This window comes from Luteimonas dalianensis, assembly GCF_049339425.1.
Classification (GTDB): domain Bacteria; phylum Pseudomonadota; class Gammaproteobacteria; order Xanthomonadales; family Xanthomonadaceae; genus Luteimonas; species Luteimonas dalianensis.
This window is the reverse complement of sequence record NZ_JBMPPO010000001.1, coordinates 207,810-234,603: the sequence shown is the minus strand read 5'-3', so window position 1 is coordinate 234,603 and position 26,794 is coordinate 207,810. Positions and strand designations below refer to the sequence as shown.

The following is a 26,794-nucleotide window of genomic DNA, read 5'->3' as shown; positions in this document are numbered from 1 at the left end:
GGAGATAGATCAGTGGTTCTGTAACAGACTGCCGCGTAATCAGCCATTCCTGATGTTCATTGCCCTGTCGATCACAGGTGCCCCGACCTGGCGATGGCCATCACCAGCCGCAGTGAGAGCAATCCCGCAGCAGCGAAAGCCACCATAGCCAGGAAAGGCATGTGACCGAACACTTGCGGGCCGTCGGAATGCAGGCTCAACAGCGCACCGCTTACGTACAGGCCCAAGGTGACCAGGGCCAACGCCAGCCGGTTGCCCGTGCGCGCGATTGCCTCCTGCGTGGAACTCAGGCCATGGTGGTGTACGGAGAAGGCGGGTCGTCCGTCGCTCAGTTGCGCCTGCCGCAACAGGTCGGTGGCGATCTGTGGCAGTTGGCGCGCAGTGCGGGCCAGCCGCATGGCAAGCGGCCTGTTGCCGCTGGGGCGGCTGGCTTCGGCAATGTCGGTGATGGCGGCCGCCTGCGCGGACAGCGTCCCCAGCAGGTCCAGATCCGGATCCAGCGCCCGCAGCGTGTTCTCGACCAGGAACAGCGTCCGGATCAGGGACAGCAGGTGGGCCGGAAGCCGGAAGCCAGCGCCCTGCCCAATGCGTGCCACGCGCCAGATTGCCTCGGCAATGGACCACTGCGCCAGCGGACGGCTGGCCATCTCGGCCAGGATCAGGTGGATCTCGCGCACATGCGAGCGGCGGTCGACCTGCGGCGGGAAGAAGCCCATGGCGATCGCTGCATCCAGCACGCCCTCGGCGTCGTCGGCCGCAATGGCCTCGACCATGCCGCCGAGCGCGAGCCGGGATGCAGGGTCGAGCACGCCGATCGAGCCAAAGTCATGCAGGCACAGGCGACCGTCGTCAAAGAAGAACAGATTCCCCGGGTGCGGGTCGGCATGGAAGACGCCGGCGCCGAAGAGCTGATGCACGTAGGCACCGAGCAGCGCCCTTGCCAGTGCGGGAGCCGCCGCCGTTCCATAAGCGGCTTCCAGGCGGGTGCCGTGGCTACGATCCTGGACCAGCACGTCGCGGGTGGCGTAGGGCTCAACGACATGTGGCTGTGTGATGCCGGGCAGGGCATCGAGCACCTTCGCCATGCGGCGCATGTTCTGCGCCTCGTGACGCATGTCGATTTCATCGCGCAGGAATGCGCCCAGCTCGTCCACCAGTTCGAGGGGTCGGTGTCGCTTCAGAGGCGGCCAGATCCACTGGGCTACGCGCAGCGTGCGTCGAAGCAGCCGCAGGTCAGCCTGCACTTGAGCGTGGATGCCGGGCCGGGTGACCTTGACGACCACGTCGCGACCGTCATGCATGCGTGCCGGATGGATCTGAGCCACCGACGCGGCGGCCAGCGGATGGTCATCGAAGCTGGCGAAAAGCTCTTCGACGGAGGCGCCGAACGCCTGCTCGACCATGTGTCTGGCCTGGTCCGCAGGAAATGCCGGCACGTCGCTGTGCAACCGCGACAATGCCTCGCGATAGGGCGCCGGCAGCAGGTCCCAGCGCAGGCTCAAACCCTGGCCCAGCTTGACGAAGGTGGTACCCAGCCCCACCAGGGTGGCGCTGACGTACGCGGGAAGCCGTTCGGGTCTGCGTCGGCGCAGGCGCAACACCGCGACCCCGAGAGTCAGTCCGGCCCAGGCGATCTGGCCTCCGCGGCGCACCGTGCCCGCCATCAGCGCGAGGTCCTGGCCGGCCGGCTCACGATGCCGGCCCCGCTTCCGCGCGCAGGATGGCGGTCGGATCGCCGCGACCATCCACGGCCGCCAGCTCCGCTTCGGACAGCAGGTTGTCGCGGGACTCGCCGAGGACGCCCGCAGCCGCGTCAACCACGTGCGCCCAGGTGCTGCGGTTGGCGAACAGCAGGCCCGGCACGTCCAGTGTGCCGCCCCGGTTGACGAAGCCCAGCGCCGCGGTGGTGGTGGGGCCGGTGTCGAGTCGGCGCAGCGCACCGAGGAAGGGCTCCGGACGGGTGTGGGTAACGAATACACGCGGCCGGCCCACCGGAAACAGCGCTTGGACCGCACTGTCGGAGTGCACGTACCTTGCCTCCTCCGGATCGCGCGGGGCGCGAAATCGGCCGGGTTCGGCGAGATAGACGATCGCGGCCGACATTCCGCGTGCGGCCAGACGCGCCTGTGCGCGGCGCACTTCCTGCAACTGGTACGCGCCGGTGGCCACCAGCAGGATCGCCGCCGTCTCCGGATCGCCGGCGAGGCATGTTGCGCCGGTCTCGGCCAGTGCCTGGGCCTGCTGCGGGGTCAGCTCATGAGGCACCGGACGCTTGGGAACGACCAGTGTGGTGACCGTGCCCCGTTGCGCGTAGGCGCGGGCGAGGGCGGCGGCAGCGCCATTGGCGTCCGGCGGGAACACCACGCGCGAAATGTCGGCCATTTCGCCCATGAGTGCCTCGGCCATGGTCGGATCCTGGTGGGACTGTTCGTTCTTCGCGTTCTCCCACGTGTGCGAGGTCAGCACCAGGGGCACGCCCAGCCAGCCGGGTGGGCGCCCGGCCTGGGCCTGGTGGCGGGCGAAGATCAGTTCCTGACGTACGGCGCCGAGCATCTTCGGTGCAAACGCCTCGTAGGTGACCACCAGGTTTAGCCCGCCCTTGTTGCCGAGCGCCGCGCAGACCACGGCTTCTTCGTTGAGCGCAGTGATGACCGCGCCGGTTGGCGATTCGGCGACGCCGGGCTCGGGCTCGTGCACCCGGTGCTTCATCGCGTCCAGGGTCCGGTCGAGCTTGTTGCTGCGCAGCTCATCGGGATTGCCCACGCGCACCCGCAGTCCCGGATTCGCCTCGGCGATGGCGACGAACTGCTCGTCGAGTGCGGTCATTGGCGAGCTCTCACCGCCGGCGCCGCGGTCGGCGATCGCCGGGACGCGGGGCGGTTCCACCTGGCGATCGGCCAGCGCATGGTCGCGCTCGCGCACCCGCTGCTGGAGATCGTGGCTGTTGAGTGCGGCAACGGCCTGCTCGAGCTCCGACGCGGCCACGAACAGCGCCGCTGCGCCTTCATTGAAGAGCGTGCGCGCCGCGGCATCCTTCGCCGGATTCCCCGGCAGCGGCAAGTTGTGCGAGGCGTTGGTCCCGGCGCCGGGGAAGCCGAAGCCCTTGACGGTTTCGGCGATGCCATAGGGCAGCCGCACGTCGGCGGGAACAGCGGCGCCCGCTTGCAGGCGCGACTCCATCACGTGGATGCCCCACGCGATGCTGGCCGGATCGCGCCCGTCCAGCGCGATCGGATCAAAGCCGTTCAATCGCAGGTGCCGGTCCAGCCACCGCTCGCCGCCCTGCTGGGTGATCTGGCTGCGCTGTTCGATGCGGCGCCCGTTGAGGATGATGATCGGGCTGACCAGTCCGCTGTCCTCGGCGCGCCACCAGCGTGGCGCCCAGTCGCTGCCACGCTGTTCCTCGAACGCACCGTCGCTGAGGAAGGCGACCAGGCGTTCATCCTTGAGCGGCGCATGCACGTACTGCAGCTCGGCAAAGCCGAGATAGCCGCCTTCCATCACGCCCCCGGCGGTGTGCGCATTGACGTGGGAGCCGAGGGGCGACGCCGGCGTTCCGTCCGGATTGAGGGTGTAGGCATAGAAGTCGCTTACGAACCGGCTCAGCCCTTCGCCGGTGCGGTCGTAACGTTCGGCGTGCCGGTCGGTCATGTTGCCAACCAGCACGTTCAGCGCGTCGATGGCGGCCACGCAGTGCCCCTGGCCCATCATCCACGCGCGGGTGACGCCATCCAGGGAATCCATCAGCAGGTAGCCGGCGTAGGCGGGCACCATGTTGAGGGACCCGCCGGTGTGGCCTTCAGGCGTGGTCTTGAAATCATCGACCTCCAGGGCCGCGCCGTCGGTACGAACGCGCTGGCTGTAGGTCATGTGCGCCACCAGCCACATGCCGGCGCTGGTGACGCGGTCGGCCGCGGCGAGCCGCTGCCAGGCGGTGCCGGCATCGGGCGTGCGCCCAAGGGCCACCAGTTCGTCCACCATCTGGCGGACCCGAAGCTGGGTGAGCGGGTCATGCCGGATCACGCCGTAGCCGGCAGCCCAATGGGCGAACGCGGGATCGGCCTGCCGGTGGGCGTCGGCGAGTTCAAGGATCCGCTGGCGCTCGGCGGCCGACAGCTGGTCGGCGGTGCAGCAGTTGAGATGCGGGTTCATGGGTCCTCCGGGGAATCGGTCGAAGCGGTCATCAGGGTCGATGCCGCGGCGGCGAGGTCCGCACCCAGCGCGATGGCGTTGGAGGGGTGGGAAATGGTGTCAGTGCTGACGATGCGGGCCAGGCCCGCCTCCTGCAGGCGGGCATAGGCGTCGCCTGCGAACACCGGATGGATGGCGACCAGCAACGGCGACGGTAACGACAACCGGCGCAGGTGTGCGAGGGTCTCCAGGATCGTGTGGCCGGACGACACGATGTCGTCGATCAGCACCGGAGTCCGACCAGCCACGGCTGCCGGGTCGGGCAGGCTGACGCGCACGTCGTAGTCGCCGTGCCGCTCCTTGGCCAGCACCTGGTAGGGCATGCCGGACAGGGCGGCGATGTCCGCTACCCACTGCTCGCTCTCGCTGTCAGGGCCGATCAGCACAGCGTCGGGGACGGTCTCAGCGATCCAGCGGGCCACGGCCGGCGTCGCCGATACGTGGACCGTCGGAATGCGGTAGAGCGACTGCAGGCGCTCGACGCGGTGCAGGTGCGGGTCCACGGTCACCAGCCAGTCGAAAGCCTCTTCGAGGAATTGCGCAAACAGCGGTGTACTGACCGCCTCGCCGCGATGGAAGCGGGTGTCCTGGCGCATATACCCCAGGTAGGGTGCGATGAGGCCGACCGAACGAGCCCCGAACTCGCGCGCGGTCCGGGCGGCGAAGCGCAACGGGAGGGCCGTGGCATCGGCGTTGCGCAGGCTGGCCAGGAGCGCCACATCGGCTCCGGCCAGTGCGTCGTCCAGGGTGACCAGCGACTCGCCATCTGGGAAGTGCCGCCAAGCCACGGGTGCAATGCGCGCCTGCAGGGGCTGGTTGATGTTGCCGGCCAACACTGCATCGGCCGGGAAGGGCATCAGCACACGGGTCATGGAACCTCTCCAAGCACAAAGGGTTGCAGCGTCGCGGCGTGCTCCAGGGCGTAGGCCAGTTCTCCCGGCGACTCCGCATGCAGGGTCATCATGGGCTGTCCGCGCTCGACCGTATCGCCGATCCGCAGACCGGTTTCGAGGCCGGCGGTGGGGGATGTCGGGGCGCCGGCCAGCTTGGCCAGTTTGGCCAGCCTGCGGTTGTCGATCGCCGCGATGCGGCCCGATGCAGGCGCCGGGACGTCGGCGGTGAACGCCGCCCGTGGCGGTTCGCGGAAGCCTCCCTGGGCCTCGCAGATCGCCAGGAACTTGGCCAGCGCCGCCCCGGAATCCAGCACGCCGCGCGCGCGCTCCAGTCCGGTGCCGGCGTTGCTGCCCGGTGCCATGTCCAGCAGCGCCGCGGACAGCGCAAGTGCGCGTTCGCGAAGGTCGGCGGGTGCATCGGCTGCGTTGCGCAGCACCTTGAGCACATCGTGCGCCTCGAGCGCCGGACCGATTCCCCGCCCCACCGGCTGGCTGCCGTCGGAGCGATGGATGCCCAACTGCAATCCCAGCGCGCCCGCGGTGTGGGCAAGCCGCGTGCCGAGGCTGTGGGCCGCGGCCTCACCTCGCACCTTGGCCGTCGGACCCACCGGCATGTCGATCAGGACGTGGGTGGAGCCCGCGGCTATCTTCTTCGACAGCACGCTGGCCACCAGTTGACCGTCGCTGTCGAAATCCAGCGGGCGCTGCACCCGGATCAGGATGTCGTCGGCCGGACTCAGGCGCACGTTGCCACCCCAGACGATGCAGCCGCCCTCGCGCTCCACCACCCGGCGCATCTCCGCCAGATCGAGCGCCACGGGCGCCATGACCTCCATGGTGTCGGCGGTGCCCGCGGGCGACGTGATCGCGCGCGAGGACGTCTTCGGGATGCGGTAGCCCAGCGCAGCCACGATGGCCACCACGATCGGCGTGGTGCGATTGCCGGGCAGGCCGCCGACGCAATGCTTGTCCAGCACCGGCCCATCGCCCCAATCCAGGCGCTGGCCAACGGCGATCATGGCCCGTGTCAGCGAGGTCGTCTCGGCGTTGTCGAGGCGGTCGCCCGCGCTGGCCGTGACGAAAGCGGCAAGCTCCAGGTCCGACAGCCTGCTTTCCATCACGTCCTGCACCAGGGCGAGGTACTGCGCGTCGTCCAGCCGTGCCCCGAACACCTTGGCGCGGAGCGCGCCTGCCGACGACGCGGGTTCCGCATGCCGCACCCGGGCGAGGGCATCGCGCATGGGATCGAGGAGCGTCCACGCGGCCTCCGACAGCGCCACCTCGTCGAGGCCGAGCCGATCGTCGACGACCACGTTCAGCGTCGCCACCAGCGTGCGCGCGCCGACGTCCAGCCTCACGCGCGTCATCGCGGCAAAGCCTTCCGAGCGGCAGACTTCGCAGTCACGGTGCATATAGACCACCGGCTGCTGGTAGGTGTCGATGCCGGCACGGGTGACGCGCAGGCGGGTGTGGCCCGGGGCCTGCGTGGTCATCTCGCATCCTCCAATCCGACTTGCTCCAGGTGCTCCGGCACGCGCGCACGCCAGCCCAGTTCACGCTGCACGCGCGCGCGCAGTGTGTCGGCTGCATCGGGCTCGCCATGGGTGAGGTACACCACGCGCGGCGCGGACGGCGCGGTGCGCATCCAGTCCAGCAACTCCCCGGCGTCGGCGTGGCCGGAGAAGCCTTCCAGCTGCACCACTTCAGCGCGGATGGGGACCTCGCGGCCGAACATGCGCAACGTGCGCTTGCCTGCCGCCAGCGCGGCACCGCGTGTTCCTCCGGCCTGGTAGCCCGCGAGCAGGATCGCGTTGCGGTCATCGGGGCCGAACGCCTCGATGTGGTGCAACACGCGCCCGCCGGTGATCATGCCGCTGGCCGAGATGATGATCATCGGCCCGCGCTGGCGGTTGAGCGCCTTCGACTCTTCTACAGTGTTGACGAAGGTGGCCACGTCGAACATCCGCTGGCAGTCCTCTTCGGACACGTGGTGCTCGGAATGGTGGGCGTGGTAGTGCCGGGTCGCGTTGATTGCCATCGGGCTGTTGAGGTAGACCGGCACGCGAGGGATGTCCTTGCGCTCGCGCAACCGGGCGATATGCAGCATGAGCGCCTGGGCGCGACCGATGGCAAAGGCCGGAATGACGATTACGCCCCCACGGGCAGCGACGCGGCGGATGATGGGGGCCAGCTCCGCCTCCTGGTCGATCGGAACGTGTTCCCGATTGCCATATGTGGATTCGCAGACCAGTACGTCACAGGCGGGCAGGGGCGTTGGCGGGTTCATCAGAGACTCCTGCTGCCGGCCCAGGTCACCACTGAAGTGCAGGCGCTGGCCCTGGACGTCCAGGCTGACGTGGGCAGCGCCCAGGATGTGGCCGGCAGGATGGAAGCGGATCGTGACGCCTGATGCGACCTCGATGTCGCGACCATAGTCATGCCCCTTGAGCTGCTTCAGGCTGCGGCGGGCGTCATCCTCGGTATAAAGCGGTCGTGGTTCCTTGTGCTTGGAGTACCCTTTGCGCGCTGCATACTTAGCATCCTCTTCCTGCAGGTATCCACTGTCGGGAAGCAGCAGGCCGCACAGGGCCACGCTGCCATGGGTGCAGTGGATCCGGCCGCGGAACCCTTGTTTGACCAGTGCGGGCAAGTAGCCCGAATGGTCCAGGTGGGCGTGGGTCAGGACCACCGCGTCGATCGATGACGGCTCGACGGGAAACGGAGCCCAGTTGCGGTCGCGCAATTGCTTGTAGCCCTGGAACAGGCCGCAGTCCACGAGCACGCGCTGACCGTTGGCCTCAACCAGGTAGCGCGAGCCAGTCACAGTGCCCGCGGCACCGAGGAATTGCAGGGTGGAGCTGGAAGACGATGTCATGTTGTGGCTCCTGTCCTGGAAGGGAAGTGATTGCTGATGGCATGGCGAGGGCCGAGGCGCATCTGCATCGCCTGCGCGCTTGTCAGGGGCGGATCAGCTCCACTGTGTCGTTGACCTTGGGGCTGCCGGAGATCACTTCAGCCTCCGCGTAGTGGCTGTCGAACAGTTCGGCGATCCGTACTTGACCGATGTTCTCGCGGCGATAGCGTGGACCGCCGGCCCGCGAATGCCGGATACGGCGCTTGTGCCGGATCACATCCAGCACCTGCCCGACCTGGGCGCCGTCGGCCTGCCCGACGCAGACCACGAGCGTCTCGTCCCCCTTCTCCAACACCTGGCCGCGCATCAAGACGTTGTGGCGGAACCCGCCCTCGCTCGCGGATGCGACGCCCGGCAGTGCGAAGGAGAATGCGAGTGCGCCCACCAGCGCCAGTGCGGCGAACCAGCGGTAGGAATTGGTACGTGGGGCTGCGGAACAGGCAACGGGTGTGACCGTATTCATTGAGTGGACTCCTTGGATGGGCCTGAACGGAGACGGAGATCTGCGGCGACAACACGAACGGAGAGACCATGCAGGTGGGCAACTTGAACGGCGGAGCGTTGCCCAGGCAGCTCCTCAACCTGCGTCATCATGCTTCTCCCGGCGATGGCGCGGCGCCGCGCCGGCGTCGCGGGAGGAAGGCCGGGACCTCCTGCATGTAGCGGGCGTAGTCGTCGCCAAAGCGGCTCAGGCAATCTTTCTCCTCACGGCGAGCGAGGCGGGCATAGGCCCACACGAGCACCGGAAAGCTGATGAGTGTGAGCAGCGTCGGCCACTGCAGCAGGAAGCCGGTCAGCACCAGCACGAAGGCAACGTACTGCGGGTGGCGCATGCGCGCATACACGCCCTCACGGGCAAGCCGACCCTCTCGCTGTGCCCGATACAGCACGGGCCAGGCGGTCGACAACAACCAGAACCCTCCGCCGATAAACACGAAACTCGCGATGTGGAATGGACCGAAATGCGGATTGGCGCGCCAGCCGAACCACATCTCCAGCAAATGGCCCGCGTCATGGCTGAGCCAGTTCACCTGCGGATAGTTGGCGCTGAGCCAGCCGCCCAGGACGTACAGTGTCAGCGGGAAGCCATACATTTCCGCGAACAGCGCCACAACGAAGGCGGAGAACATCCCGAACCCCCGCCAGTCCCACCGCGTCAACGGCTTGTAGAAGCTCCAGGCGAAGAAGATGAAGAAGGCGGCGTTGATGGCGGCGAGGAGCCAAAGACCGTAGCCAGCGTCAGATGCGTGCATGTCATTGCCCTCCGTTCGAGGTGTCGGACGTTTCGTCGGTCAGCGCCCGCTTGCTGCCGCCATGGCCCCCATTGGATGAGTCGTCGGCATTGCCGCCTTGTCCATGTCCGCCATGTCCTTTGTGCATGAACACATGCATGAGGGGGCACAGCAGCAGGATGGCCAATGGCAACCAGCGGAGTGCTCCAGCAAGGTGGGCGCGATGCTCGACGCCAAGATAGAAGACGGCCAGCGCAAGGAAAATCCAGAAGACCCAACGTCCGGACCCCGACGTGGTTGGAGAGCGGGGGGCAGTCATGGCAAATCCTGAGTGAGGCGTCCGAGAAGGCGTCGCGGGGTGGACCTGACGAACTTGCCGCCTTCTGTCGCGGCAACGGCTTCGATCAATGCGCAGACATCGTCGCCAGTCGGAATGGAGTCCGGCAGCGCGGCCCAAGCGTGGATGGCACGCTCCATCCGTTGGTGCATGGCGAGGAGCCTGTCCAGTTGCTGGCGGGTGTCGTCGAGCCTGCGCCGGATGATGTCCCGCACAAGCGGGCAGGGACTATGCCGCTGCAGGCTGTAGTGGATGATTTCCTCGATTTCGGCCAGCGTGAAACCAAGCTGCTGTGCCGCGCGAATGAAGTGCAGGCGCTGGAGCTCCGAAGCCGAGAAGAGCTGATACCCGCCCTCGGTGTGCGTGGCCGCCTGTAGCAGGCCGCGCCGCAGATAGTTGCGCACCACATGCACCGTGACGTCGCCCTGCTGTGCCAGCTGGCGTACCGTCATCAGCTGCGGCGCTGCTTCGTCTTTGCCCATCATTGGCGCGCTCCAGGAAGGATGGTGATCACGCTAGACCTGTGTCCCGCACACAGGTCAAGCTCGGCTGACACGCCTCCATCCACACCAAGGCATCGAGTGCTCCCGCAGCGATAATCTTGGGTCAACGAACACGCGGACCGCCTTTGCCCTGGCGCGTTGAAGGTCGGCCACATCACGACACGTCCGCCGGCAGCGCAGCAGCCATTGGCCGCTTCCTGGCCAGCTGCCGCTGCTTGATCAACGAGTACAGTGCCGGGATCACCACCAGCGTCAGCACCGTCGACGACACCATGCCGCCCACCATCGGCGCGGCGATGCGGCGCATGACTTCCGAGCCTGTGCCGCTGCTCCACATGATCGGCAGCAGGCCGGCCATGATCGCGACCACGGTCATCATCTTCGGGCGCACGCGGTCGACCGCGCCTTCGATGATCGCGTCGCGCAGATCGCCGGCATCCAGCGAGCGGCCTTCGGCCTGGCGCTGCGCGGCGCGAGCTTCCAGCGCGTGGTCGAGATAGATCAGCATCACCACGCCGGTTTCCGCGGCGACGCCGGCCAGTGCGATGAAGCCGACGATCACCGCGACGCTGACGTTGTAGTCGAGCATCCACATCAGCCACACGCCGCCGACCAGTGCGAACGGCACCGACAGCATCACGATCAGCGACTCGGTGACGCGGCGGAAGTTGAGGTACAGCAGCAGGAAGATGAGCGCCAGCGTCACCGGGACGACGACGCGCATCTTTTCGGCGGCGCGCTGCATGTATTCGTACTGTCCGCTCCAGGTCACGTAGTAGCCCGGCGGGAACTGCACCTGCTCGGCGACCGCATCCTGCGCGGCCTGCACGTAGCGGCCCAGGTCGCTCTCGCGCGTGTCGACGTAGATGTAGGCCGCCAGCATCGCGTTTTCGGTGCGGATGCTCGGTGCCCCTTTCGTGACCTCGATGCGCGCCAACTCGCCAAGGGGCACCTGCGCGCCGCCGGGCACGGGCACCAGGACCTGGTTGCCGATACGGTGCGGATCGTCTCGCAGCTCGCGCGGATAGCGCACGATCGCGCTGAATCGCTCGCGGCCCTGAAGGATGGTGGTGACGATCTCGCCGCCCAGAGCGGCCGCCACCACGTCCTGCACCTCGCCCAGGGTCACGCCGTACTGGGCCAGGCGCCCAAGGTCGGGGGTGATGTCGAGGTAGTAGGCGCCGGTCAGACGCTCGGCGAACGCGCTGGTCGTCCCCGGCACCTCACGCACCACCGCTTCGATCTCGGTGGCCAGCGCGTCCAGTTGCTCCAGGTTGCTGCCGAACAGCTTGATGCCCACGGGCGTGCGGATGCCCGTGGCCAGCATGTCGGTGCGGGCCTTGATCGGCATCGTCCAGGAGTTGGCCACGCCCGGGAACTTCAGCGCCTCGTCCATTTCGGCGATGAGCTTGTCGGTGGTCATGCCGTCCCGCCACTGGTCCTCGGGCTTGAGGTTGATGACGGTCTCGAACATCTCCAACGGTGCCGGGTCGGTGGCGGTCAGGGCGCGACCCGCCTTGCCGAACACCGACTCCACTTCCGGGAAGCCCTTGATGATCCGGTCCTGCTGCTGCAGCAGCTCGGAGGCCTTGGTCACCGACATGCCCGGCAGCGACGCCGGCATGTACAGCAGCGTGCCCTCGTTGAGCGTGGGCATGAACTCACTGCCCAGGCGCGATGCCGGCCACAGGCTGGCGAACAGTGCGACCAGCGCGAACGCGATCGTGGCCATGCGGTGCCGCAGCACGACGTCGATCACGGGCCGATAGGCCGCGACCAGGATCCGGTTCACCGGGTTCTTGTGCTCGGGCACGATCTTGCCGCGCACGAACAGCAGCATGAGCACCGGCACCAGCGTCACCGACAGCAGCGCGCCACCGGCCATGGCGAAGGTCTTGGTGAACGCCAGCGGCTTGAACAGCCGGCCTTCCTGCGCCTCCAGGGCGAACACCGGAAGGAAGGAGACCGTGATGATCATCAGGCTGAAGAACAGCGCCGGCCCGACTTCGCGGCAGGCGTCGATGATCAGCTGGGCCCGGCTGCGGGAGCCGTCGGAGCGTTCGATGTGCTTGTGCGCGTTTTCGATCATCACGATCGCCGCATCGACCATCACGCCGATCGAGATCGCGATGCCGCCCAGGCTCATGATGTTGGAGTTCATGCCCAGCGCACGCATGGCGATCACCGCGATCAGAACGCCGACCGGCAGCATGACGATCGCGACCAGCGCGCTGCGGGCATGGAAGAGGAACACCAGACACACCAGCGCGACGATCAGGCTCTCCTCGAGCAATGTCGTGCGCAGGGTCTTGATCGCGCGCACGATCAGGTCGGACCGGTCGTAGACCGCCTGGACGCTGACGCCTTCGGGCAAGCCGCGTGCAAGTTCCGCGATCTTGTCCTTTACCCCGCCGATCACGGCCAGGGCGTTTTCGCCGAAGCGCGCAATGACGATCCCGCCCACGACGTCGCCTTCGCCGTCCAGGTCGGCGATGCCACGGCGCTCGTCGGGCACCAGTTCGACCCGGGCGACGTCGCCGATCAGCACCGGTGCGCCGCCTTCGGCGCGCAGCACCAGGCTCTCGATGTCCTCGATGCCGCGCAGGTAGCCACGTCCCCGGACCATGTACTCGGTCTCGGCCATTTCGATCACGCGGCCGCCGACGTCGCGGTTGCTCGCGGCGATCACTTCGGACACCCGTGAGATCGGGATGTCGAACTCGCGCAGGCGCACGGGGTCGACGGTGATCGAGTACTGGCGCACGAAGCCGCCGACGCTGGCGACCTCGGCCACGCCGGGCGCGGTGGTGAGCTGGTAGCGCAGGTACCAGTCCTGCATGGCGCGCAGCTCGTCCAGCGAGTGGCGGTCGCTCTGCAGCACGTACTGGTAGACCCAGCCCACGCCGGACGCGTCGGGTCCCAGTGCCGGTGCCACGCCAGCCGGCAGGTTTTTCGACGCGACGTTGAGGTTCTCGAGCACGCGCGAGCGCGCCCAGTACAGGTCCGTGCCTTCTTCGAAGATGACGTAGATGAAGGAGGCGCCGAAGAACGAGAAGCCGCGGACGTCCTTCGACTTCGGCGTCGCGAGCAGGGCGCTGGTCAGCGGATAGGTGACCTGGTCTTCGACCACCTGGGGCGCCTGCCCCGGATACTCGGTGAACACGATCACCTGCACGTCCGACAGGTCCGGCTGGGCATCCAGCGGCGTGTTCATCAGTGCGTAGATGCCACCGGCGACGATCGCCAGTGTCATCACCAGGACCAGGAAGACGTTGCGGACCGACCATTCGATGAGGCGGCCAAGCATGTCAGTGCCCCTCGTGGCTGCTGGGGGAGGGCGGAGTCTTCTCCGGGGCGGCGGGCATGGAGTGGCCGGCGTGCGGATCAGCAACCTCATCACCATGGGCTGCATGCGGGTCAGCGGCGTCCTCACCGTGCCCGGCGTGCGGATCCTCAGTGGTGCCCGAGGGGGTCCCGTGTCCTGTGTGACCTTCAAGTCCTTGGAGCGCCGACTGCAGGTTGCTTTCTGCGTCGATCAGGAAGTTGGCCGAGACCACGACCTGCTCGCCCTCGGCGACCCCGTCCAGAATCTCGATACGATCGCCGCCGCGCCGCCCCAGGGTGACATCCCGCGGCGCGAAACTGCCGGGGCCGGTCTCGACCAGCACCACCTGGCGGGTGCCGCTGTCGAGCACGGCCGAGCGCGGGACGGTCAGGACCGGTCCGGACCCCGGCTCCTCGAGCAGCACCGTTCCGTAGAGCCCTGGACGCAGATCGCCGGCCGGGTTGGGCAGCGCGATGCGCACGTCCACCGTGCGGGTCATGGCATCGATGATGGGCTGCACGAAGGCGACTTCGCCCTCGGCCACCTGGCCAGGCAGGGCCACGGTTTCAAACCGGGCCGCCTGGCCGGGCTTGATGTCCGCGGCCTGCGCCGCGGGCACCTTGGCGATCACCCACACCGTCGACAGGTCGGCCAGGCGCAGGATGGTCTCGCCCGGCTCGAAGCGCGCGCCCTGGACCACCGGCTTCTCGATCACGACCGCGTCCGCGGGTGCGGTGAGCACCAGGGCCGTCTTGCCGAGCTGCGCGTCGCTGATTTCCCAGTTGCGCAGGCGGGTGCGGGCGGCATCGCGCAGCCGGATCATTGACGCCGCGCTCGCGGGGTCGGACGCCGCCAGCCTGCGGGCGGTCTCGTCGGCCAGCCGGTATTCCTGCTGCGCCGCGGCCAGCTGCGGGCTGTAGACGGACAGCAGCGGTTGCCCCGCGCGGACCCGCATGCCGGTCTGGTTCGCGTACAACCGCTCCACCCAGCCTTCGAAGCGTGGCGCGATCGCGTACTGCCGGGTCTCGTCAACCTCGACGGTGCCGCTGGTGCGCACGGTCGCAGCCAGGACTGCGCGCTGGACCGCTTCGGTGCGCACGCCCAGCGCCTGCACCTTGTCGGGTGGCATCACCACCGTTCCCGGCGCCGCGGCAGGCGCGTCGCCGGCGTAGACCGGAATGTAGTCCATGCCCATCGGGTCCTTCTTCGGCACCGGCGAGGTGTCCGGAAGGCCCATGGGATTGCGGTAATAGAGCACCTTGCGTTCCGCGGCCGGCGCTTCGGCGGACGTGGCTGCGCTCGGAGCATCGTTCGTCGCGCGGCCGGCCATCCAGCCGACGGCGAGGGCGGCGAGTGCGACGCCGATGGCGAGCGACAGGGTCTGGACACGGGTCATCGGATCTCTCCTTCGATGGCGCGCACGGCGGCGGCGCCCAACAGTTCGTCACGCAGTGCATCGACCCGTGCGAGGTCGGCGCCCTGCCATTCATTGAGTGCTTCCAGCAGCGTCCCGAAGTCGACTTCGCCGACCTGGTAGCTGGCCAGCGCGGACTGCCAGGTGGCGTCGGCCTGCGGCAGCAGCGTGTTCTCGATCAGTTGCCGGCGTTCGCGTGCGCTGGTCCACTGCGCCCAGGCGGAGGCGCCGCGTTCCTCGACGGCCCGCAGCGTGGCTTCCATCCGCGCCAGCGCCGCGTCTTCGAGCAGGCGCGATTCGCGCTCGCGTTCGCGGCGCGCACGCTGCTGGAACGGGATCTCGACCTCCAGCATCAGCTCGGTGCTTTCGATGCCGTTGCCGAGCTGCATCGCGCCAACGCCCACGGTGATGTCGGGAAACCGGTTGCGACGCTCCAGCACCACGTTCGTGCGGGCGGCCTCGGCGCGGGCCTGCTGCGACCGTACCGCCGGATGCGCATCCGCGCCGTTCAGGGCTTCGGCAAGGGACGCGCTGCGCACGAACAAGCCGGGCGCCTCGTCGGGCGTGGCCAAGGGCGCGTCGGAGCGGCGGCCGAGCACGGCGTTGAGCGTAGCGACTGCCTCCTGTTTGGCCGCGAGGCGCTCGATCCGCTCGCGCTGGAGGCTGGTCTGCTCGACCTGGGCACGGATCGCGTCCTGCTGTGCCGCACGGCCCAGGGCGTAGCGAACGCCGGCGATCTCTTCGATCTGGCGGAGGAGGACGATGCGCCGATCGAGCACAGCGACCGCCTGGTCTGCGTGCCAGTAGCGTACGTAGGCCGCCTCGGCATCAGCCAAGAGGTCGCGCGTCGCGGTGACGCGGTCGAGGCCGAGCGCGACCGCGTCCTGGCTGGCGACGGTCCGCGCCAGGCCGCGCTTGCCCCAGAGCGGGACGCGCTGGCGCAGGGCGTAGGAGACTTCGCGCCCGCCTTCGCCCCGCTGCCAAGGCACATCCGGACCGCGAAGCGTGAGTGAGGCGGAGGGATCAGGCAGTGCGCCGGCAGGATAAACACGCGCTTCCGCCGCCTCAGCCTCCAGTCCAACTGCGCGCAGTTCCGGGTTGCGTTCGATCAGCCAGGCCCGGACCGAATCCACTGTCCGGCCCGGTATGGGTTCTGCGGCAACGCTCGAGAGCGAGAACGCAAACAGCACGCTGGCGACGGCCCAGCCGAACAGGCGGAGACGGGGAGCTTGCATGGGTCTTCCCCTCAGTGGCTCGAGAACGGCTCGGTCGTCCCGTCACGCCGGACGAGTTCGACAGTGAAGGGTTCCCGCTGGCCGTTGGGCCCTAACATGCCGGGCGATCCCATCGGCATGCCAGGCAGTACCAGCCCAACCGCATCCGGCTTCTCCCGTAGCAGCCGCTTGATGTCCTCGGCGGGTACATGGCCTTCCACCAGGTAGCCACCGATCTCGGTGGTGTGGCAGGAGCCCTTGGCATAGGGAACTCCCAGTCGTGCCTTTGTCGGACCAAGGTCCTCCATGTCATGGACCTCGACTTCGAACCCGGCATGTTGCATGTGCTCCACCCAGGCGCCGCAGCAGCCGCACCAGGGCGTTTTGTGAACGACCATCACCGGAAGCTGTGAGATGTCGACTGTCCGGTCCATGTCCGCGCCGACGGTCGCAGGCGCATTCGAGCCCGACGCGGTCGTGAGCGTCGTCGACGCGGCATCGTTGGAGCAGGCCACCACCGAAAACAGGGCCAATGCCAGCCATGGCGTGAAGCGGATAATCCGGATATTCATGAGTTCTCCCAAGAACCAAAGGTGTCTACTGATACGGGCTGAGAAGGCCGAGCACGGATACGATGAGCACGATAAGAAGTGCGCCCAGTCCCTCCATTCCGATGCTCCATTGCAGCCGTCGCCGCGGACGCACAGGCCCGAATTCCTTCCAATCCAGTCGGGGCACCAGCCACCACCGGTGCAACGCCGCCAGCACAAGCATTGCGCCAAAGAGCGCGAGCTTGAGCGCCATCAGCCGCCCGTAGCTCCCCTCGAAAAGCATCGTCCCGGACCAGCCGAGAAGCTCTGCGTAATGGAAGGCCCCCGACGCCGCCAACAGGCCAACGATCAGGGATCCAGGCAGGGCAAATGCATGCAGGAGCGACTTGGTCTCCCTGCCAGCGGCGGCATGTCGGGTCACAAGCAATCCCAGCAGCGCTGCGATGGCTCCAAGCCAGGCCCCGGCGGCCAGAAGATGGACGACTCCCGCGACCAGGCGCGCGCTTCCCGCGGCGCCATCTCCAGCGGCGGCGTGGCCGTTCCAGGCGAGTGTGGCCAGCGCAATGCCGGCAAACAGGCTGACCCTCCGGACAGGCAGCGCGGAGCGGACCAGGCGATGTCCAGCGAGCGTCCATACCACCAGCAGCAGCGCCACCAGGCGGACGAGCGTGGCCCGACCTGCCGCGGTATCCAGCAGATACCAGCGGAAGTCATCGAGCACCAGCTCCGATGCGCTCAACCCCAGGATGGCAGCCGGAGCTCGCACCACTTCGAGAGCCAGCAGGCCTACGCCCAACAAGCCTGCAACCAGCAGAAGGATGCGTAACGGGGCACCAGGGGGATATGTCGAGTCCAGTCCAGCGTGGCGGAGAGCCGCGCGCGCATACCAGGCGTACAGAGGAACGCCGAACAACAGCATCAGGTCCAGATACTGAAGGAACCGGAATGCGTAATCGACAGGGGGCGCCATGGCAGCGGCCAATCACTCGACGGTGAACATGAAGTCACCCGTCGCCGGATGGCCATCTTCGCCAACAGCTCTCCACCGCACGTGATAACGACCGGCATCCAGCGTGTGATGGGGGGTCACGCGCAGCGTGGTGCCGTCGTTGATCACCTCGATGGTCACGTGGGAAGCAGCTGCGCTCGCCTGGCCGTCCATCCCGATTGGCTCCAGTTGCACCCTGGATCCGCGCTCGACCAGCCTTTCGCTGAAGACAAGGTCGATTCGGGTCACGGAACTGGCCACGGCGTCGACAGCAGGAGAAGAGTCGACGAGGGTGATGTGGGCCTGGGCGACGGTCGAAACCAGCAGGCCAGCGGCGAGGCTGATGCCCAAGGCCCAGGAGCGGGGGTTGAGAGTACGATTCATGGCGTCACCCGGCTTCGCCCCACGGTAGGAGGCAGGATTTGAAGGCCCCCGGCGGGGACCACCTTTCCAGCCTAGGGGGACGCCGCTGTCACCCCAGTGACCCATTCATTACGTTCCTGTCATCCATGCCGGGCCGCGGCAGCGCCTGGTCGCCAGCGCCGCTCATCGCGTCATGGCCGCGGCGGGAAGGACATGACGCAAAAGTAATATTGGGGTCAGCGTCTGGACAGTCGCCGCAGCCTAGATTCATGCCTCCGCCTTGTCGTCCCGGGCGTAGCTTTTCGTCTGGGGGGTGCGGGTTGGAAGCGCAATGATTTGGAGATCCTGATGTCCCTTGGTACCCCTGATCTCGGCCTTCAAGGGCCGGCCTTTACCCGCCGCCGGTTCGTCCAAGGCCTGGCCGCAGGCGGCAGCCTGTTGGCGTTGGGCGCCTGGCCCAGGCAAAGCTGGGCGTTGCGCTCGCCAGGCCAACCCGAGGTGCTGGCAGGCACCCAGTTTGATCTGAGCATCGGCGAGACACTCGTCAATTACACCGGCAAGACCCGACCGGCCATCACCATCAATGGTTCAGTACCGGGTCCGATCCTGCGTTGGAAGGAAGGTACCCGGGTGCAACTGCGGGTCCGCAACGACCTTCCGCTTGGGTCGATCCACGGTGGGGCCACATCGATCCACTGGCATGGAATCCTGTTGCCTTCCAACATGGATGGGGTCCCGGGCCTGAGCTTCGACGGCATCGATCGGGGGCAGAGCTTCCTGTACGAATTCGACGTTCGCCAGGGCGGTACCTACTGGTATCACAGCCACTCCGGGTTCCAGGAGCAGGGCGGGATGTACGGCCCGCTGATCATCGATCCGATTGACCCGGAGCCGTTCACCTATGACCGGGACTACGTCGTTTTCCTGTCGGACTGGACCGACATGGATCCCGCCCGGCTGTTTGACCGCCTGAAGAAATTCTCCGAGTACGACAATTATTACCAACGTACGGTCGGCGACTTCTTCCGGGACGTGCGCCAGGAAGGCCTGCGGGAAACACTGCGCGACAGGGGCGAGTGGGGGCGCATGCGCATGACGCCAACGGATCTCTCCGACGTCAACGCCCACACCTACACGTTCCTCATGAACGGGGTCACGGCGCTGGGCAACTGGACGGCGCTGTTCCGCCCGGGCGAGAAGATCCGCCTGCGCGTTATCAACGGTTCGGCGATGACCTATTTCGACGTGCGCATCCCGGGTCTCAAGATGACCGTGGTGGCCGTCGATGGCCAGTATGTGCATCCCTTGACTGTCGATGAGATCCGGCTGGGCGCCGCCGAGACGTTTGACGTGATCGTCGAGCCGTCGGGGCAGGATGCGTTCACCATCTTCGCCCAGGACAATGCGCGCACGGGCTATGTCAGCGGCACGCTGGCGGTCCGCGACGGCCTTCGGGCGCCTGTCCCGGCCGTCGATCCGCGTCCGCTTCTGACCATGGCGGACATGGGCCATGGCGATCATGGCGCGCATGGCGGTAGTCATGGGAGTTCTCCAGCAGCTGAACACGCCGGAACGGCACAGTCGCACCACGACCACGGCGGGCATGCGTCCCACGGCCACGCCGCCCGCGACGGTGGCGGTATGCAGCAACACCCGGACAGCGAAACCGACAATCCGCTGGTGGACATGCAGACCATGACGCCAGAGCCCAAGCTCGCCGATCCCGGCATCGGGCTGCGGGAAAATGGGCGCCATGTGGCTACGTATGCGGAACTCAGGAGCCTGTTTGATGATCCCGATGGACGCGAACCCGGACGTACGGTGGAACTTCACCTGACCGGCCACATGGAACGGTTCTCCTGGTCGTTTGATGGCATCCGATTCAACGATGCTGACCCGCTGCGCCTGACCTATGGCGAGCGCATGCGGATCGTGCTGGTCAACGACACCATGATGAGCCACCCCATCCACCTGCACGGCCTCTGGAGCGACCTTGAGGACGAGCAGGGCAACTTCCATTTGCGCAAGCACACGGTCGACATGCCGCCTGGCACGAAGCGAAGCTATCGCGTCCGGGCCGATGCACTGGGGCGTTGGGCGTACCACTGCCATTTGTTCTATCACATGGAAGCGGGGATGTTCCGCGAAGTGAGGGTAGAGGAATGAGGCCGGTGAAATCCGCACTGTGGCTTGCGCTGGTTGCCAGCCTGGCAGCCCCCATGGCGGCCAAGGCCCAGCAAGATCACGCTCACGAGCATTCCGACGTTCCACCGGTTGCCGAAACCAAAAGTACGGCCCGCGGTCACGCAGATCAGGGGGCCGCGCACGCCGTGCCCGACGAAGCGGGGCATGACTCCGCACATCATCTGCATCATGGCGCTCATGCCCTGACACACGAGTCTGGCGACCCTGGCAATATCCATGATCAGCCGGATATGGCCCACCCCCAGGAGGGCAGGCGGCCGAGTCACGAACCGCGCGATCCCATCCCAGCACTTACCGATGCCGACCGCGCCGCCGCGTTTCCAACCTTGAAGCCGCACCACCAACACGGTTCGAGTCGGCACTCTTTCTGGCTGTTGGACCAGTTCGAAACATCGGACACCAACGCCGGCACCGATCTCAGCTGGGAGGCCAGCGCATGGATGGGCAGCGACTTGCACCGTCTCTGGCTGCGCACCGAAGGCCATGCCCTGGACGGGACCGTTGAAAGTGGGCGGCTGGAGGTGCTCTACGGGCGTCCGGTCCGGCCATGGTGGGATCTGGTCGCGGGCATTCGTCAGGATTTCGGAGCCGGGCCGTCGCGAACCTGGGCCGCGTTCGGAGTGCAAGGGACGGCCCCTTATCTGTTCGAGGTGGAAGCGACCGGTTATATCGGCGAAAGCGGCCGCACGGCACTGAACGTTGAAGCCGAGTACGAGATGCTGCTCACCAACCGCCTGATCCTGACCTGGAAGGCGGAAGCCACCGCATTCGGCAAGTCCGACCCGGAACAGCTGGTGGGCTCCGGCCTGAGCACGGTGGAAGGCGGTCTGCGAATGCGCTACGAGATCCGTCGCCAGTTCGCGCCGTACATCGGTTTTGAGCGCGAATGGAGCCATGGACGCACCGCGGATTTGCGTGCAATGGCGGGTCAGCCGCGCAACGACAGCAAATGGGTTGTGGGGCTGAGGATCTGGTTCTGACGAACCTCACCGTGCGCGCCATGGCCTCCGCAACCGATGGCAGGATCAGTCACCGCCGCAGCTTTCGCCACAGATCCAAGGTCCGGCCCTTGAGGCCGGACCTTGAGTGTTGAAATCAGGCCGCGGACGCCATGGCCTCGCAGCTATCGGCACAGCGCCGGCAGATCTCCGCGCAGCGCTTCATCTGCTCGTCCTCGCCCATGGACTCGCAACTATCCGCGCATCGGCGGCATATCTCGGCGCAGGCACCACAGATTACGCCGTGCACGCTCGTACCACGCAACATTGCGTCGGCACTGGTCGCGCAGATGTCGGCGCAGGCAGCCAAGAGGCTGATGTGCTCCGGCGCGGCATGGTCGCCTCCCTTGGTCAGGCAGTAGTTGATGGTCTCCAGGCAAATCGCATGACACTGCGTACAGTTGTCAATGCACTCGTTCATTGCCTGGGGTCTGTCAGCGGCGGAATGGTGAGTCATGTGGATCTCCTTCTTCCTGACGGGCAAGAAATCGGCGTGCCCGCATCACCGCCCCCTTTTGAACGCAGTCAGTGGTTGTGAGATACCCCGGTCGCGCTGTCATGCTTTACAGCCTCGACCATCAACGGGTTGTTCACTTCGGCGGGGTGACAGCAACCCGTCCCGGGAGGATTTCCAGGCGGTTCCTGTAGCTGGCTCAGATCGCGGGTTTGATGCTCCTTCCCGGGGAGTCCCGACTCGCGCGAGTGGTCAGGCCTGGCGCTGCAACACCCGCCGTTCGTGCTGTGCGCTGTCGCCACGGACGGATCAGTCGCTTTGGCCGGGTGCTGCCCGGTCTCCCGGGCCGCTGCCGCCTCGGCTTCAAGTGGCGAAACAGGGGCGCTATCCCCGAGATGTTCCGCGTGGGGAATGCTGGCTGGCCCGGCAGAGGTTTCGCAGCAATCCCGGTCGCGTTCCAGCACCGTATACACGCCGATGGTCACAAGAAGGATCAGCAGAAAGGCCGCTGCGCCGAAGGTCGGAATCAGGCCTTCGAGCCAAGCCACCAGCGCCACCAGCAGCACAACGACCGCAGCGGTCTTGAGGCCACGAACAAACTGCGGACGGGGAGATCGCAGAAAGGGCAGCGGTCGGGACAACGGGCGCACCTCGTTGCATGAGGCCGAACGCGCTTCGGCACGGTGTAACCCATGCTAGCGGCGCCCATTGTCGTCCCGCTGACTCCAGCATTACATATTGGTAATGTTCGCGTCATGTGGGCGGCAGGCTCGCCCGGATACCGTTACCAGGCTGCTACCAATGGACAATCCGCTCCCCTCGGGCCCGTCAATAAACATGAAACTGCTGGTCGTCGAAGACGAAAACAAAACCGCGGACTACGTCCGCCAGGGACTTATGGAGGCGGGCTTCGTGGTGGATCTGGCCCGCACCGGCCTGGATGGGCACCACATGGCGATGACGGAGACCTACGATCTCATCATCCTGGACGTGATGTTGCCCGACATTGATGGTCGCCGGATCCTGAGCACGGTCCGGCACGCAGGCAACCAGGTGCCGGTTCTGTTTTTGACCGCGCTTTCGGACGTGGATGATCGCGTCGAAGGGCTTGAACTCGGAGCGGACGACTACCTGGTCAAGCCGTTCGCTTTTGCCGAGCTATTGGCGCGGGTGCGTACCCTCTTGCGGCGCGGGGCGCTGCCCACACAGCATGACCGAATGCGGGTGATGGACCTGGAGCTTGATTTGCCCCGTCGACGCGCAATCCGGGCAGGCAAGCGGGTCAACCTGACCAACAAGGAATTTGCGCTATTGGAGTTGCTGGTGCGGCGGCAAGGGGAGGTGCTGCCTCGCTCGCTGATCGCGTCCCAGGTATGGGACATGAACTTTGATAGCGACACCAACGTCATCGACGTCGCAATACGGCGTTTGCGCGCGAAGATCGATGATGATTTCGAACCCAAGCTCATCCAAACGGTTCGTGGAATGGGTTACACGCTGGATGTCCCGGATGGGGAGTGAAGACCGGCGGTTGCTGCGGCGACCCGTGTCGCTAGCCTGGCGTGTCACCGGCTTGGTCGGCATCGCCATGCTGCTCGTCTTCCTGGTGTTCAACTGGATCAGCGTGAGATCCCTGGACCTGCATTTCGCAGAAATGGACGAGGAAGAGCTCGAGGTCATCTCCAATTCCGTAATCAAGGCCTTGGGGGACATGGCGCTGGAAGGCGACCAAGACGCGCTCGAGCGGGCCGTACGGGGTCATCACGGTGTCTATTACTATGTCGCCGACTCCGCAGGAACTACGCTGTACGCACCCGAAGATGGTCCCGACCTCCGGCGGTTTGTCGAGAACCAGCAGCCCCTTCGGCTGGAGTCGGGCCAGCGAATGACCGTGTGGGAGGAGGCAGGCCACCATTACCGGGGGGCCGTCCTTCGTGTTGGCGACGATCAGCGGTTGGGGGAGCGCTACACGATCGCTGTGGCCATGGACATTGGCGTGCACCTGGCATTCATCCGCGACTTCAAGCGCATCCAGGGCTGGACCGTACTTGTGGTCATGTGCCTTGCGATCCTCGTGGCGTGGATCGCGGTGCGTTGGGGGCACATCCCGATCCGGAAGGCCAATCAGAAGATCCGTGCGATTACGTCATCCCGCCTCCACGTCAGGCTCGACCCGGGAGAGGTTCCCATCGAGCTGGAAGAAACCATTTCTTCCTTCAACGCCATGTTGGGTCGGCTCGAGGACGGCTATGCCCAGCTGGCGAACGTGTCAGCCGACATCGCCCACGAGTTGAGAACGCCGGTCACCAACCTGACAACGCAAACCGAGGTCGCTGTTGGCCAGGTCCGCCCAGCGGATGAGTACAGGGAAATCCTGTATTCCAACCTCGAGGAGCTGGGTCGCCTGAATCGCATGATCAACGACATGCTGTTCCTGGCACAGACCGAAAACTCCCCCGAAAACATCCGTGTCGAGGAACTGGATGTGGCCGAGACCATCCAGGGACTGTTCGAGTACTTCGATGCCTGGGTTGAAGATCGCGGCGTCTCGTTGCAGTTGCTGGGCACGGCGAGCCACGTCCATGCGGACAAGGAAATGCTCCGCAGGGCGCTGAGCAACCTGCTTTCCAATGCGATTCGCTATACGCCTGCCGGCAAGGCCGTGACGGTGCGCATCGAGCAGAGCACGGATGCCACGAGGATCTCTGTAGAAAATCCGGGTCCGAAGATCGATGCCAAAGACCTGTCGCACCTCTTCAGCCGCTTCTATCGGGCCGATCCTTCCAGGCAACACAAGGGCGATGGCGCCGGACTGGGGCTGGCCATCGTCAAGACCATTGTCGACGCACACGGGGGGGAGGTGTACGCAGAGTCGGATGACTCCTCGACCCGGTTCTGCATGGTTCTTCCGGTCTCGGATGGGAGGGGCGCATGAACCATGCGGCATTATATTGAAGGTGACGCGCTCTACGCCGATTTGCGCGAAGACATCGCGGCCGCCCGTTCCACCATCCGCATGGAGTTCTACATCTTCGCGGATGACGAGGCCGGAGGGCCGATCCTCGATCTCCTGGCCATCGCGGCTGCGCGCGGGATACGGGTCCGACTCCGCATCGATCCCGTCGGCTCCTGGGACATGCTTTCCAGTACGCGGCTGGCCGCATTGCGCGCCGCAGGGGTGGAACTGCAGTGGAGCCGTCCATGGTCGTGGAGGCGGCCGTGGTCGTTCCATCGGCGCAACCACCGCAAATTGCTGATCGTGGACGACGCGGCTGCCTACCTGGGCGGGTTCAACATCCATCGGGACAGTTCGGCCGCAGCCGTCGGCCCCGGGCGGTGGCGCGACACCCACCTCCGGTTCCAGGGTGAACTCGTGCAGGATGCCATTCGCCACTTCGATGCGTACCCGCGTGCGCCCTGGCCACCCGCCACGCACTCAGGCCGGACGCTGGTGCCTAACAGCAACTGGCGCTGTCGGCACGTATTGCACTGCGAGTTCACCGATGCGTTCCGCGCGGCGCGTCACCGGATCTGGTTGACTACTCCGTACTTCGTCCCGGACCGAAGCAGCCAGGCGGCCCTGCGCGATGCTGCCAGGCGAGGCCTGGACGTGCGCCTGCTGGTGCCAGGCAAAAGCGACGTTCCCATCACCCAGTGGGCCGCACACGCAGCCTATGCCAGCTTGCGGGCGGCGGGCGTACGGATCTGGGAGTACCAGCCCCGCGTCCTCCATGCGAAGACGATCCTGGTGGATGACGACTGGGCGACGGTGGGCACGGCGAACTTCGATTACCGCAGTTTCTTCGTCAACGATGAGCTCAATCTGTTCGAGCACGGCCCTTCGCTGAACGGGCAGCTCGCCGGGCAATTCGTGCGGGATCTGCGCGAAGCCGCGGAAGTCACCCCCGACTGGTTACAGCGCAGACCGTGGCACTCGCCGTTTACCCAACTGATCGGCTGGTGGGCCCGCCGCTGGCTCTGACTCTACGCATCACGCTGCCATGGCGCTACAGCTTTCGGCGCAGCGGCGACAGACTTCAGCGCAGCGCGCCATCTCGGAGTCGTTCATGGCGTCGCATGAATCTGCGCACTGGCGGCAGATCTCCGCGCAGGCACCGCACACGACGTCGTGAACGCTTGCGCCGCGCAGCATCGCATTGGCACTGGTGGCGCAGATATCGGCACACGTCGCCAGTAGCGCGATGTGTTCCGGCGCCGCGTGGTCGCCTGCTTTGGTCAGGCAGTAGTTGATGGTTTCCAGACAGATCGCGTGGCATTGCGTGCAGTTGTCGATGCACTCGTTCATGGCTTGGGACCGGTGGGCTGCGGAATGGTGAGTCATGTGATTCTCCTTCTTCCTGCAGGCGAGAGTCGGCGCGCCCGCAACACCGCCCCCTGTTGCTCCATCGGAGCAATATTGTGCAAATGGTTCGGTGGTGCCGTCGTGATGGCCCAGCTCGACGGTGTAGGGCTGTTGGCGCCCACTCTGTGCTTAGGGAACGCCTTGGCGCTCCGGGCTATCCGCTCAGCGCTTGGTCCGCGATGACCAGTGGATGTGAACAATCCGCCAACCGTCGGCGGTCTGCTTCAGCACCATCGTCTCGGTGCTCTGGAGGGTCAGTGGCTCGCCGTCGTTCTGGGCGTGCAGCTCGCTCTCGGTTCCGACCCATGCGAACTCGCCAGCGACTCGTGCACGCTGGCGAAGCAGCTGGCGATGGGCGTCTTTGAGGAAGGCTGCATCGCTGACTGCGTGATGGCCCATATATTCCTCGCGGCTGCGCTCGGCGCCTCCGGACTCCAGGATGAGGGCGTCGGCTGCGAGCAGGGCCTCCACCGTGGCCAGGTCGCCGCTGGACAGGGCGATGTTGAACCGCTCTGTCACCGCAACGGCGGCCGTTGCGACCGCTGGGACGTCCACATCCGCGGATGCCGCAGCGGCGGGGTGATGTTGTTCATGCGATGGTGTCGTCTGCGCCATCACGGGAGAAACGACGACCAGCGTCAGGGCGAGGGTGAGGGAGGTCGCTGCTGCGTTCATTTGCTGGACTCCAGGAGATCAATGGGTGCTCGCGTGGCCGTCACCGGCCACGGGCGTGGGTGCTGTTGGGGCGTGGTGACAGGTGGCGGTCCCGAAGGGCTGCGTGAGCCCGTGATTGCGACCTGCCGTCGTGCTTGGCCTGGTGATGCTCGTGGGCCGGTGCGGGGCGCTCAC

At 66.3% G+C, this 26,794-nt stretch carries 24 protein-coding genes; 5 read left to right on the top strand and 19 right to left on the bottom strand.

Features of this window, described 5'->3' with window-relative positions; translation table 11 throughout:
• Nucleotides 1–71 precede the first annotated feature (71 nt).
• The 15 genes from ACOZ90_RS01130 to ACOZ90_RS01060 all read right to left on the bottom strand — a co-directional run bounded on the left by ACOZ90_RS01130 (nt 72) and on the right by ACOZ90_RS01060 (nt 17,946).
• Entirely contained in the window at nt 72–1,745 is a 1,674-nt protein-coding gene (locus tag ACOZ90_RS01130; RefSeq protein WP_422891780.1) for an ABC1 kinase family protein, read from the bottom strand.
• Nucleotides 1,690–4,152: a phosphoketolase family protein gene (locus tag ACOZ90_RS01125; RefSeq protein ID WP_422891779.1), complete on the bottom strand. Its 2,463-nt coding sequence runs from the start codon at nt 4,150–4,152 to the stop codon at nt 1,690–1,692. Before ACOZ90_RS01125 ends, ACOZ90_RS01130 begins: the two co-directional genes overlap by 56 nt.
• Nucleotides 4,149–5,063 (bottom strand): ribose-phosphate diphosphokinase, encoded by a 915-nt coding sequence (locus ACOZ90_RS01120; RefSeq protein WP_024889940.1) that lies wholly within the window; start codon nt 5,061–5,063, stop codon nt 4,149–4,151. The genes ACOZ90_RS01125 and ACOZ90_RS01120 overlap by 4 nt, the downstream gene beginning before the upstream one ends.
• Nucleotides 5,060–6,577, bottom strand: a complete 1,518-nt coding sequence (locus ACOZ90_RS01115) for a thymidine phosphorylase family protein (protein ID WP_422891778.1) — start codon at nt 6,575–6,577, stop codon at nt 5,060–5,062. Before ACOZ90_RS01115 ends, ACOZ90_RS01120 begins: the two co-directional genes overlap by 4 nt.
• On the bottom strand, nt 6,574–7,959 hold the full coding sequence (locus ACOZ90_RS01110; RefSeq protein WP_422891777.1) for an MBL fold metallo-hydrolase RNA specificity domain-containing protein: 1,386 nt from the start codon (nt 7,957–7,959) through the stop codon (nt 6,574–6,576). The genes ACOZ90_RS01115 and ACOZ90_RS01110 overlap by 4 nt, the downstream gene beginning before the upstream one ends.
• Nucleotides 7,960–8,041: 82 nt before the next feature.
• The gene (locus tag ACOZ90_RS01105; protein ID WP_092410649.1) at nt 8,042–8,461 is read right to left on the bottom strand and encodes a hypothetical protein; all 420 of its coding nucleotides are present in this window, start codon (nt 8,459–8,461) and stop codon (nt 8,042–8,044) included.
• A 127-nt stretch (nt 8,462–8,588) separates the two neighbouring features.
• On the bottom strand, nt 8,589–9,251 hold the full coding sequence (locus ACOZ90_RS01100; RefSeq protein WP_422891776.1) for a methyltransferase family protein: 663 nt from the start codon (nt 9,249–9,251) through the stop codon (nt 8,589–8,591).
• A 1-nt stretch (nt 9,252) separates the two neighbouring features.
• Nucleotides 9,253–9,549, bottom strand: a complete 297-nt coding sequence (locus tag ACOZ90_RS01095; RefSeq protein ID WP_422891775.1) for a DUF2933 domain-containing protein — start codon at nt 9,547–9,549, stop codon at nt 9,253–9,255.
• Nucleotides 9,546–10,049, bottom strand: coding sequence for a MerR family DNA-binding protein (locus tag ACOZ90_RS01090; RefSeq protein ID WP_422891774.1), 504 nt, complete (start codon nt 10,047–10,049; stop codon nt 9,546–9,548). The genes ACOZ90_RS01095 and ACOZ90_RS01090 overlap by 4 nt, the downstream gene beginning before the upstream one ends.
• Nucleotides 10,050–10,224: 175 nt before the next feature.
• Nucleotides 10,225–13,377 (bottom strand): efflux RND transporter permease subunit, encoded by a 3,153-nt coding sequence (locus tag ACOZ90_RS01085; RefSeq protein ID WP_422891773.1) that lies wholly within the window; start codon nt 13,375–13,377, stop codon nt 10,225–10,227.
• 1 nt (nt 13,378) lies between these two features.
• Nucleotides 13,379–14,791, bottom strand: a complete 1,413-nt coding sequence (locus tag ACOZ90_RS01080; protein ID WP_422891772.1) for an efflux RND transporter periplasmic adaptor subunit — start codon at nt 14,789–14,791, stop codon at nt 13,379–13,381.
• The gene (locus ACOZ90_RS01075; protein WP_422891771.1) at nt 14,788–16,044 is read right to left on the bottom strand and encodes a TolC family protein; all 1,257 of its coding nucleotides are present in this window, start codon (nt 16,042–16,044) and stop codon (nt 14,788–14,790) included. Before ACOZ90_RS01075 ends, ACOZ90_RS01080 begins: the two co-directional genes overlap by 4 nt.
• A gap of 11 nt (nt 16,045–16,055) precedes the next feature.
• Entirely contained in the window at nt 16,056–16,595 is a 540-nt protein-coding gene (locus ACOZ90_RS01070) for a DUF411 domain-containing protein (RefSeq protein WP_422891770.1), read from the bottom strand.
• A 25-nt stretch (nt 16,596–16,620) separates the two neighbouring features.
• Nucleotides 16,621–17,544, bottom strand: coding sequence for a copper homeostasis membrane protein CopD (gene copD, locus ACOZ90_RS01065; protein ID WP_422891769.1), 924 nt, complete (start codon nt 17,542–17,544; stop codon nt 16,621–16,623).
• 12 nt (nt 17,545–17,556) lie between these two features.
• The gene (locus ACOZ90_RS01060) at nt 17,557–17,946 is read right to left on the bottom strand and encodes a copper resistance CopC family protein (protein ID WP_422891768.1); all 390 of its coding nucleotides are present in this window, start codon (nt 17,944–17,946) and stop codon (nt 17,557–17,559) included.
• Between the two features lie 327 nt (nt 17,947–18,273).
• Here ACOZ90_RS01060 and ACOZ90_RS01055 point away from each other — a divergent pair, with 327 nt between their 5' ends.
• Complete coding sequence (locus ACOZ90_RS01055) at nt 18,274–20,091, top strand: copper resistance system multicopper oxidase (RefSeq protein ID WP_422891767.1); 1,818 nt, start codon at nt 18,274–18,276, stop codon at nt 20,089–20,091.
• A 5-nt stretch (nt 20,092–20,096) separates the two neighbouring features.
• Nucleotides 20,097–21,110: a copper resistance protein B gene (locus tag ACOZ90_RS01050; RefSeq protein WP_422891766.1), complete on the top strand. Its 1,014-nt coding sequence runs from the start codon at nt 20,097–20,099 to the stop codon at nt 21,108–21,110.
• Nucleotides 21,111–21,225: 115 nt separating this feature from the next.
• On the opposite strand, the gene ACOZ90_RS01045 is transcribed toward ACOZ90_RS01050, so the two are convergent.
• Together ACOZ90_RS01045 and ACOZ90_RS01040 are read right to left on the bottom strand one after the other, a co-directional pair.
• Entirely contained in the window at nt 21,226–21,585 is a 360-nt protein-coding gene (locus tag ACOZ90_RS01045) for a four-helix bundle copper-binding protein (protein ID WP_339399190.1), read from the bottom strand.
• Between the two features lie 68 nt (nt 21,586–21,653).
• The gene (locus tag ACOZ90_RS01040; RefSeq protein ID WP_339399191.1) at nt 21,654–22,223 is read right to left on the bottom strand and encodes a hypothetical protein; all 570 of its coding nucleotides are present in this window, start codon (nt 22,221–22,223) and stop codon (nt 21,654–21,656) included.
• A gap of 196 nt (nt 22,224–22,419) precedes the next feature.
• Between ACOZ90_RS01040 and ACOZ90_RS01035 the strand changes: the two genes are divergently transcribed.
• Genes ACOZ90_RS01035 through ACOZ90_RS01025 form a run of 3 tightly spaced genes read left to right on the top strand, consistent with a single transcriptional unit; the run spans nt 22,420 to nt 25,564 of the window.
• Nucleotides 22,420–23,103, top strand: a complete 684-nt coding sequence (locus tag ACOZ90_RS01035) for a heavy metal response regulator transcription factor (RefSeq protein WP_422891765.1) — start codon at nt 22,420–22,422, stop codon at nt 23,101–23,103.
• Nucleotides 23,093–24,517, top strand: a complete 1,425-nt coding sequence (locus tag ACOZ90_RS01030; protein ID WP_422891764.1) for a Cu(+)/Ag(+) sensor histidine kinase — start codon at nt 23,093–23,095, stop codon at nt 24,515–24,517. Before ACOZ90_RS01035 ends, ACOZ90_RS01030 begins: the two co-directional genes overlap by 11 nt.
• A gap of 3 nt (nt 24,518–24,520) precedes the next feature.
• On the top strand, nt 24,521–25,564 hold the full coding sequence (locus ACOZ90_RS01025; protein WP_422891763.1) for a phospholipase D-like domain-containing protein: 1,044 nt from the start codon (nt 24,521–24,523) through the stop codon (nt 25,562–25,564).
• 9 nt (nt 25,565–25,573) lie between these two features.
• Here ACOZ90_RS01025 and ACOZ90_RS01020 read toward each other — a convergent pair whose 3' ends face one another.
• Both ACOZ90_RS01020 and ACOZ90_RS01015 read right to left on the bottom strand, forming a co-directional pair.
• The gene (locus ACOZ90_RS01020) at nt 25,574–25,924 is read right to left on the bottom strand and encodes a four-helix bundle copper-binding protein (protein WP_422891762.1); all 351 of its coding nucleotides are present in this window, start codon (nt 25,922–25,924) and stop codon (nt 25,574–25,576) included.
• A 183-nt stretch (nt 25,925–26,107) separates the two neighbouring features.
• The gene (locus ACOZ90_RS01015; protein ID WP_422891761.1) at nt 26,108–26,620 is read right to left on the bottom strand and encodes a nuclear transport factor 2 family protein; all 513 of its coding nucleotides are present in this window, start codon (nt 26,618–26,620) and stop codon (nt 26,108–26,110) included.
• Between the last annotated feature and the right edge of the window lie 174 nt (nt 26,621–26,794).